The organism is Gemmatimonadaceae bacterium, from assembly GCA_035633115.1.
Lineage (GTDB): Bacteria > Gemmatimonadota > Gemmatimonadetes > Gemmatimonadales > Gemmatimonadaceae > UBA4720.
Genome location: DASQFN010000036.1, coordinates 1 through 2,708 on the forward strand (window position 1 = coordinate 1; position 2,708 = coordinate 2,708).

Sequence of the window (2,708 nt, forward strand, 5' to 3'; positions counted from 1 at the left end):
GTCGTATTTCGACTTGTCCAATCCGCTCGGTGAGAAATGCACGATGATCGCCATGTGTCATGCTCCTTTCGTTGGTTCAGACTGCTAAAGGCTCGATCCGGCGCAGCCTTGCGGCGGAGATCGAGTGCAAGGAATTGTAACCCCTTTCGCGTACGTCACAGCGCCGGGAGCACGGAAGCCCTACGGATCGACGCCACAGCAATCTCCGTTTGACGCCGAACGACTTGCGCTTCAGCCGCGAAGGCGCGGCGAGGCGTTCGTGTTTTCCCGACTGTCAGACGCGCCTTCGACGGCTGCAAGCGCCGGTTAGGCCGCCGTCGGCCGCCCACAGTAAGGCGGTGCGCGGCGCGTTGTTTGCCAGCACCAACCGTCACGATGCACAGTCGTTTGGCGTCATCGCCTGAACTGCTCCAGGATCTTCGCGTCGACCCAGTACACGTCTCCGGCAGTCGCCGCACCCCAGGACGCACCTTGGCGCCGGCTGAAAAAGAGAAACCTGCCATCCGGCGTAACCATCGGACAGAAGTCGACCTGAGCCGTGTTGATGGTGGGGCCGAGGTGCGCGGGCTCGTTCCACCCACCGCCGGTGCGCCGGAACGACACGAAGAGGTCACCACCTCCGAGACTGGGCGGACGGCCGGACGCCATGACCATGTAACTCTCGTCCGGTGATACGTATGTATCTCCTACTCCGAATTCGCTGTTGATGGGTGGGGGCACAAGCACCGGCGCCGCTAAGCTCCCGTCCGCGAGCCGCTGCGCTCTGTACAGACTGCTGCGCGGCCCGAGGCCTCCCGGCCGATTTGACGTGAAGTACAAGCTGCCGTCCCCGACGATCACCGGGTAGACTTCGCTCGCCTCGGTGCTGATCGGCGGCGGCAGCACCTCCGCGGTCGACCACCGTCCGTTGATGCGTCTGCTGCGCCAGATGTCTGAGTTCCCGACGCCGGCTGGGTGGTTGCCGAGAAAGTACAGCTCACGTCCGTCAGGTGACACCGCCATATCGTCGGCTACCGCCCGGCGTTGGTCCGGGAACAGCAGCAGCGGACGCGGGGCGGTCCACATGCCGTCGACGAGCTCCGAGTGGTACATGGTCTGAACACCATCGATCAGCCGTGCGAAGAAGAACTCCTTCAAGTCCGGCGTGAACACACCGTTCAGTTCGATGGCGTCGGTACTCACTGTCCCGGGTGCGAACCGCTCGGGCGTAAGGCCCGGTACTGGCTGACCGAGATACGGAGATGGCTTTGCGCCCTGAGATGCAGACGCGGGCATGTCATGTTGCGGCCCGAGGGACGCACGCACAAGGCTGCCCAACATCAGGCAGGTGGGCAGGAGCAGGAAGTGGCGGCTCATGTGAACGGCACCTCTCAAGGTTCGAGTGGACTGTCGACGGGTGACCTCGACATCTGTCGGCCTAACGGTCCGCCGTTCTGCTGCGCCGCATATCATGATTGGCGCACATGGCGAAGCACATGTGCGCCCCTCCACCAGAGTCTGCGGCGTCTGCAGCAACGGCTTGTTAGGCCGCCGGCTTGAAGCGCTGCATGGCAAAGCCTCCCCTCCTCATCAGCGGTAAACGACTTCGCTGTCGAAGTATGTCCGGCGACGGAGACCGTGGATGGGCTTATCGGACTCTGGGCTCCAGCTGACGCAGAATGTCACGCACGGCGTCCACGACGATTTGTGGCTCGTCCCGCGGGATCAGATGACCGCTACGCTCGGCCACGCGGAGTCTCGCGGTCGGTGTTCGTTCGACCCACCGCTGGTGCTCTTGGGTCCAGATTCTCGCCATCTCCGGAGGGGCCCCGTCCCATTTCGAGCGTGTGAAGAGCACGATGGGGATCGGAGGCAGCGGATCGGATGCGGCCGCCTGTGCGAGCGTCGTGTCAACGGCCGCGCGTGCGGCTCCTTTGGGTGCGTCGGGTGCCTGATCGAGCATCGCGTAGAGCTCCGGCAGCTCACGCCTCACTCGCTCGTAAAAGAGTTCTGGAGCCGGATCCAGTAGAACGAGCCCCACTACTTCGCTCGGGAACATGCTGGTGAACACGCGCGCGTACAGGCCGCCCATCGAATGCGCAACAAACAGATACGGGGGGCGCACGCCCGCTAACTCCAAGGCGGCACGAAGTTCCGTGGCGACGCGGTGTGCGGTCTCGGCCTTCGCACACCTTACTGACCTACCCAGGCCCGGCCGATCATACGACACAACGCGTGCGAACGGTGCGAGCGCCGGCTGGACCCGTTCCCACTGCCTCAGTGACCAGCCGCCGCCCGCTTCCAGCACTACGGTGATCGGTCCGGCACCGGCGATCGACAAGTGCATGGCGTGCCCATCGACCTCCACCTGACGCGACTCCCCCAGACTCTGGGCGGCACCCGACCGGGCCAGTAGGAGCAGCGCAATCAGAATTGAAACCGGGCGACATCTAGCCATTGAGCACTCCAGCGACGGCCGCACCGGGCGGCCTAACTCTCTATTCACTTGCACAGGATACTACCCCTGATTCCGCGAACGCGGCAAGACTCGTCGTAATATCTGCTACTCACCGCCCAACCGGTCCGCCGGACTCCGGACGCCTAACCCTCCGCGGTTCAGCACGTGGGTGTAGATCATCGTCGTACTGACGTCCGTGTGTCCGAGCAGTTCTTGGCAAGCGTCCGAATGTCGTACCCGTCTTCCAGCAGGTGAGTCGCGAAGGAGTGCC

General features: G+C 63.7%; 2 protein-coding genes and 1 pseudogene. All 3 read right to left on the bottom strand.

Annotation, left to right across the window (positions count from 1 at the left end):
• Positions 1–393 precede the first annotated feature (393 nt).
• Complete coding sequence (locus VES88_03470; protein ID HYN80536.1) at positions 394–1,356, bottom strand: hypothetical protein; 963 nt, start codon at positions 1,354–1,356, stop codon at positions 394–396.
• A gap of 271 nt (positions 1,357–1,627) precedes the next feature.
• Positions 1,628–2,437 (bottom strand): alpha/beta hydrolase, encoded by an 810-nt coding sequence (locus VES88_03475; protein ID HYN80537.1) that lies wholly within the window; start codon positions 2,435–2,437, stop codon positions 1,628–1,630.
• 105 nt (positions 2,438–2,542) lie between these two features.
• Positions 2,543–2,708: pseudogene (locus VES88_03480) on the bottom strand (tyrosine-type recombinase/integrase).

Coding starts and splice junctions, on each gene's coding strand:
- VES88_03470 (HYN80536.1), bottom strand. CDS start 1,356: ATGAGCCGCCACTTCCTGCTCCTGCCCACCTGCCTGATGTTGGGCAGC.
- VES88_03475 (HYN80537.1), bottom strand. CDS start 2,437: ATGGCTAGATGTCGCCCGGTTTCAATTCTGATTGCGCTGCTCCTACTG.